Genomic DNA, 6,000 nt, shown 5'->3' with positions numbered 1-6,000 from the left:
GATGAGTGCTCTCATGGAGTTAATCCAGTAAGGTCACGGGTAGAACACCCGTTGATAGGCGTCAGGTGGAAGTGCAGTAATGTATGCAGCCCAGGCGTCCTAATAGACCGAGGGCTTGACCTCAAACTATTTGTTGCTATGCAGTCTTCTGGGTTTTGTAAATTACCCAACCATTTTTCCTGGTGCTGTGAGCGCGGTGGCTCCACACCGAACCATCCCGAACTCGGAGGTGAAACGCCGCAGCGGCGAAGATACTAGGCGGGTGACTGTCTGGAAAAATAGCGCGGTGCCAGGTTCTATAATCAACCAAAAAGCTCTCTTCTGTTTCTGATCGAAGAGAGCTTTTTGGTGTTTGTATTTGTTGGTTTAGGGGGCGACAAGCGCCCTAGAAGGCTTGCTGTATAAGCGTTATTGCCCTCAACCCCCGTTGATAAAATGCCCGCTTATTGCGAAGCGGCGATTAATTAGGGCTTGCTGAATAAGTCTGCGATCGCGACAGAAGGATTAATGATTTATTCAAGCTCGATCGTACATAAGTTGATATGGTCCAAGATGCGCCCAAAGATAATTTTTGATAATCAGCGAGGGGGAGAAAGGTGTTGTTTTGGGAAATCGACACAAAAAAGCACAAAAAACCCGTCTGATCCAGGTAGAAAGATTGATAACTAAAAAAGTAATAGCAATGGCGGTTTGAGAAGTATTAGAAAGTTTGGCCATCACTCGAGAAAGACTAAATCTTCGTTTGCCTTGTCCGAACTTTCCCTCAATAGCGTTGCGAATTTTCTCATCTTCTCTGGCATGCTTCTTGTTTTCTTGACTCACATGAGCAGGCGGTCTTCCTAAAGGAGGGCCACTAATTCTAATTCCTCTCTCTTTGCACCAGGCTCGGTTTTCTCTAGTTCGATAAATGCGGTCAACATGAACCGATTCACCGATAATATCCTGTGAAGTTATAATAAGCTTCTATTTGGGATTTGAAGTCTCCCGATTCGTTAAAGTTATCCCAACTGATGCGATCAAAAAAGCGGCACAGGTCGTGGGGCGTCTCTGTGACTGGGAGAGGCGGGTAAGACCGGCACCATTCGTGCCAGGTTAAGAAAGTGGAACTTTTGTCAATGAGTGAATATGCTCAAAAAGACTGATAATGAAAATGAGAATCTTTGCTAGTCGGGCAGAGGGAAAAGGCAATCGCTGATTGCCTTTTCCCTCTCTGTATGATTATCATTCTGATCAAAGACACGCAAACACGATCTTTGAGGGCCTCTCTGTTTTAGCAGAACCTACTTGCATTGGCTCAATTTGGTTCTTGTATCGCTCCTGCGCTGAAACATCAGGGTACTGAAGATGTCAAACTAGCAGCAGCTATGGTTTGACGTTCTAAGTATGAAAAAACGGATTTTGCGCCACCCTGACCACGGGAAGCGACACAATACACCCAGCCCAAATAACCAAGTTATCGCCGCGCATCTAGAACTAATCGCGGCTGTCCCCACCTTCTTACAAGGTGGGGAAGGATAGCGGAATTTTTGAGGGGTTCGATACCCCTCAAAAATTCAATCACTCTTGCGGAGAATCCTGAGACTTGATATAGGCTTTAATTTTTTCGATGGGCGCACCTCCTGTAGAGGCAACATAATAAGATCCAGACCACAAAACAGGATTTTTATAAAACTTGCTCAATTGTTCTTCAAACTCATTTCTGATGATGCGACTAGATGCACTTTTAAGACTGCCTGTGAAAGCTGAAATGTTGTTGTCTGGATGGAAGTTTATCAACAAGTGTACCTGGTCTGATTCGCCGTTAAACTCGATCAATTGACACTTGGTTTTAACGCAAACATGAGCCAAAATTTCTCTCATGCGATCTAGGATTTGAGCCTTCAGCACCAGGCGCCTATACTTGGTAACAAACACGAAGTGTAGGTGAATGCTAAAAACAGAGTGTGAACCTTTTCTGACAGACATTGACGCTACCTGCATCTGATGTTAAGCTTTAGTATATCAAGTAAAGGTAAGTTTGTGGCAGTCAGACGAGTGACCTTTAGGCTGTATCCCAAGCCAGCAGCAGCTAAAAAACTGCTGTGGGCAAGGAAAATGCATCAACTGCTTTACAACGCGGCTATTTGCAACCGCAAAGTCCAGTACGAAAAGCTTGGTCACTGTGTTTCGTACTTAGAGCAACAAAACTCACTCGCTGCTTTTAAACAAGTTTGGCCTGAGTATAAAGAACTCGGTTCGCACACTTTGCAAGCGACTTTGAAACGAGTTGATTTAGCTTACCAATCCTTTTTTAAAGGACTAAGAGGCAAGCCTAAATTCAAGTCAATTCGGCACAGTGGATGGAGTTATCCAGACACTCAATCCTGGAAGGTTCATACAGGTAACAATGGCTACTTAGAATTGACTGACCTCAAGCTATCTATTCAGATGCGGGGTAAAGCCAGGATTTGGGGGACACCTACTACCTGCACGATTGTTGATCGCAATGGGATCTGGTACGCATCGATTACTGTTGAGTGCGTACCAATCAGAGAAGCGGGTGTAGGTGCAGTTGGGCTAGATTTTGGCACCTATCACGCCGTCGCCATGAGTGATGGAACGCTAATAGAGAATCCCAGGTTTTTCGCCAAAAGTCAGGAAAAAGTCAAGGAAGCATCTAAGGGGAAACGCCGCAAAAGAGCGCCTAATTTCAGGAAAAAAGTTAAGGCATCAAAACGCTGGAAAAAGGCAACCAAGCGGGTATCAAAACTACAGCGCAAGGTGACTAACCAAAGACAAGATTGGACTCATAAAGTTGCGGCAGAGATAGTCAGCGGTAACAGCCTCGTCGCAACTGAGGAACTCAATCTCAAGGGGATGACCCGCAAGGCAAAAAAAGGTAGCAAAAGGAAGGCTCATGCATACGGGGCTTAATCGTTCAATGTTGGACATTGGCATTGGGAATCTCACCAAAGCTATCGAGTACAAGTTACAGGAATCCGGTGGATTTTTGGTCAAGGTTCCTACTAAAAAAGTTAAGCCTTCCCAAACCTGCCCCAATTGTGGTCATCAACGCAAAAAAGACCTTTCTGAGCGCGTTCATCTCTGCTCAGAGTGTGGCTATACTAGCGACAGGGATGTAGCCGCTGCTCTTGTAATGCTGTCATGGGCGTTAGGAACTAGCGGACACGGGTCGTGGAGAGGTAATCCCTACTTCCAGTCCCCAACACACGGGAGGTTGGAAGCAAATTTCCTCTATGAAGCGACAGAAACCCACTGCTCAGCGTTAGCAGCAGTGGGTAGTTCATGAATTACTAACACCAGCGATTTTCCACCAACAAGCTTACCTAAATAATAGCGGGAGCATTTCATCCACCGTGATTTATCCGGTGGATGAAATGCGACAAGGGCTTATTTATTTGCCGTCTTTACCCATTAGGGTAAGATATGCTAAAATAATAGCATGAGTCAAGTAACTATCACGCTAAAACTAAGTGCGATTCGTTCTGGTCGGAATGGAAGCCAAAAGGCTGAAATATAAACCGGGCAAGTATTTCAGGAAAACTGAAACTTGACAACTTAATTTCCGTAGCGGTGAAAGTCCACTCCCGTAGATGTTGCGGTGAAAGCATAACCCCCAGTTCATAAAGCTGGTAACTTTATGGATTGAAGCGGGGTTAAACGGCGGTAACTCTGAATCCGACAGGGAATCCCGCCTAGCACCTAATCATGGGTAGGCATACGAACTCTCGTCTGAACCATCGTTATAGCGAACTAGCCTACGCGGATTATCGGCTGGGGACAAAAGTCAATAGTCCAAAATGCTCGAAGAATTTTAGTATCTTAACGAGGAACATCCATAAGGACTCGGTGGATAGAGAGACCCTAAAATTAGAAACAACGGAGATTAGGAACGAAGTAACCTCTATAAACCTCTTAAGAAGGTCGATTCTTAAGTAGTAACCAGCGGAAGGTTTAAAGAGGAAGGATGATTCAAGAAGCCGCCTGTTTGTAATGAACAAGGATATGCTGACGTGAATCCGGTTGCATGGATTGAATAGTCGTCAATAGCAATTCAAAAGTTATGAACACGATTGAAAAATCGATGTATGAATGGAAGGAGATCAATTGGCTGGCGAAAAGTCGAAAGATGTGTCTTTAAGTTGCAAAAACGAATATTCAGATCTAGTCAACAAGGTAATGTCAAATTAATCCACAAATTACAACGGCTACTCCTCAAGTCCTGGTACAGCAAACTTTTAGCTGTACGGCGGGTGACGCCAGATAATCAAGGTAAGAAAACAGCAGGAGTTGATGGAAGAAAATCCCTAACACCTCCTGGAAGAATTACCCTAGTAAACCAACTAAAAGTTGGTCACAAATCGAAGCCAAACCGTCGAGTCTGGATACCCAAACCGGGAAATGATGAAAAGCGACCTTTAGGAATTCCTACAATGTATGAACGAGCTTTACAAGCTCTAGTAAAATTAGCAATGGAACCTGAATGGGAAGCTCGATTTGAACCGAACAGCTATGGATTGGGACCTGGACGTTCAACCCACGATGCTATCGAAGCAATATTCCTGGCAATTCGATACAAACCCAAATTTGTGTTAGATGCAGATATTTCAAAATGCTTCGATAAAATCAATCATGAAAAACTTTTGACAAAACTACGTATGCCAAGCTAAGACGACAAATCAAGGCTTGGCTAAAATCAGGGGTTATAGATGGCAGAACCTTATTTCCTACCGATGAGGGTACACCACAGGGCGGTGTAATCAGTCCGTTGTTAGCAAATATAGCCCGACACGGTATGGAAGAGAAAGTGAAGCAATATGCTGAAACGCTCAAAGGAAGGAAAGGGAATAACAGAAAAGCCCTATCCCTAATCCGATATGCAGATGATTTTGTTATCCTGCATGAAAGCTTAGATGTCATCCTTGACTGTCAAAAGATAATCAATGAATGGCTAGCAGAAATGGGATTAGAACTCAAACCTAGTAAAACCAAAATAACCCATACATTGAATAAACATAATGGGGAAATAGGTTTCGAATTCTGAGGATTCAGCAGACAATACCCACAAGGTAAAAATCAATGTGGCAGCAATACTAACGGAGAAAAAATAGGATTTAAAACCCTCATCACCCCTAGCAAAGAAAAAGTAAAAATCCACATCCGAAATTTAGGTGACAAAATAGCCAAACATAAATCCTCGCCTCAAATTGCACTAATAAAGGAGATGAACCCAATCATTAGAGGATGTTCGAATTACTACTCAACCAAAGTTAGTAAAGAAACCTATAGCCATTGTGACAATATCCTAGATCTACAACTGAGAAGATGGGGAAAAAGAAGACACCCTAATAAATCCTTAAAATGGGTACACAGTAAATACTGGAACTCAATAGGAAATAGAAACTGGGTGTTCTCAACTAGGAAAGGACAAAACGCTTTTAAACTCCAAAACCATTCTGACACTAAAATTGTCAGATCCACGAAAGTTAAAGGTGAAAAAAGTCCTTATGATGGGGATTTAACATACTGGAGTAGTCGGATGGGTTCACACCCAGAAATGCCAATAGATAAAGCCCAATTGCTTAAGAAGCAAAAAGGCAGATGTGCATATTGCGGATTAACATTCCGAGATGGGGAATTGCTGGAAATCGACCACATTACTCCCAAATTCCTTGGGGGTAATAATTCCAAAAGCAATAAACAATTACTCCATCGACATTGCCATGACACCAAAACCTCATTGGATAAGGTTAGTATGCGTGAAAAGCACCGTGTAACTGAGGATCCGTGTGAGGTCGAAAGTCTCACGCACGGTTTTGAAGACGAGTCTAGATGGTGACATCTAGGCTTAGTTTAACGTGCGATTCGTTCTGGTCGGAATGGAAGCCAAAAGGCTGAAATATAAACCGGGCAAGTATTTCAGGAAAACTGAAACTTGACAACTTAATTTCCGTAGCGGTGAAAGTCCACTCCCGTAGATGTTGCGGTGAAAGCATAACC

The 6,000-nt window shown here is 43.4% G+C and carries 2 protein-coding genes, 2 rRNA genes and 3 pseudogenes; 5 read left to right on the top strand and 2 right to left on the bottom strand.

The features are described from left to right. Both MiSe_RS22025 and rrf read left to right on the top strand, forming a co-directional pair. Positions 1-123: ribosomal RNA gene (locus MiSe_RS22025) — 23S ribosomal RNA — on the top strand; the annotation flags it as partial. 55 nt (positions 124-178) lie between these two features. Then, positions 179-295, top strand: a 5S ribosomal RNA gene (gene rrf / locus MiSe_RS22020). A gap of 221 nt (positions 296-516) precedes the next feature. Here rrf and MiSe_RS22015 read toward each other — a convergent pair. Continuing rightward, positions 517-1,024, bottom strand: a pseudogene (locus MiSe_RS22015) (transposase); the annotation flags it as partial. A 359-nt stretch (positions 1,025-1,383) separates the two neighbouring features. On the opposite strand from MiSe_RS22015, the gene MiSe_RS51100 reads away from it, so the two are divergent. After that, positions 1,384-1,518: a hypothetical protein gene (locus MiSe_RS51100; protein ID WP_264196638.1), complete on the top strand. Its 135-nt coding sequence runs from the start codon at positions 1,384-1,386 to the stop codon at positions 1,516-1,518. A 39-nt stretch (positions 1,519-1,557) separates the two neighbouring features. On the opposite strand, the gene tnpA is transcribed toward MiSe_RS51100, so the two are convergent. Then, the gene (tnpA, locus tag MiSe_RS22010; RefSeq protein WP_226584922.1) at positions 1,558-1,965 is read right to left on the bottom strand and encodes an IS200/IS605 family transposase; all 408 of its coding nucleotides are present in this window, start codon (positions 1,963-1,965) and stop codon (positions 1,558-1,560) included. Between the two features lie 54 nt (positions 1,966-2,019). Between tnpA and MiSe_RS22005 the strand changes: the two are divergent. Both MiSe_RS22005 and MiSe_RS52835 read left to right on the top strand, forming a co-directional pair. Then, positions 2,020-3,269: pseudogene (locus tag MiSe_RS22005) on the top strand (RNA-guided endonuclease InsQ/TnpB family protein). Between the two features lie 819 nt (positions 3,270-4,088). Further along, positions 4,089-5,846 (top strand): annotated as a pseudogene (locus tag MiSe_RS52835) (group II intron reverse transcriptase/maturase). The last annotated feature ends 154 nt before the right edge of the window (positions 5,847-6,000 follow it).

It is taken from the genome of Microseira wollei NIES-4236 (assembly GCF_020521235.1).
GTDB lineage: Bacteria > Cyanobacteriota > Cyanobacteriia > Cyanobacteriales > Aerosakkonemataceae > Microseira > Microseira wollei.
Note: the sequence above shows the minus strand (reverse complement) of the source record. Positions and strands in the feature narration are given on the sequence as shown.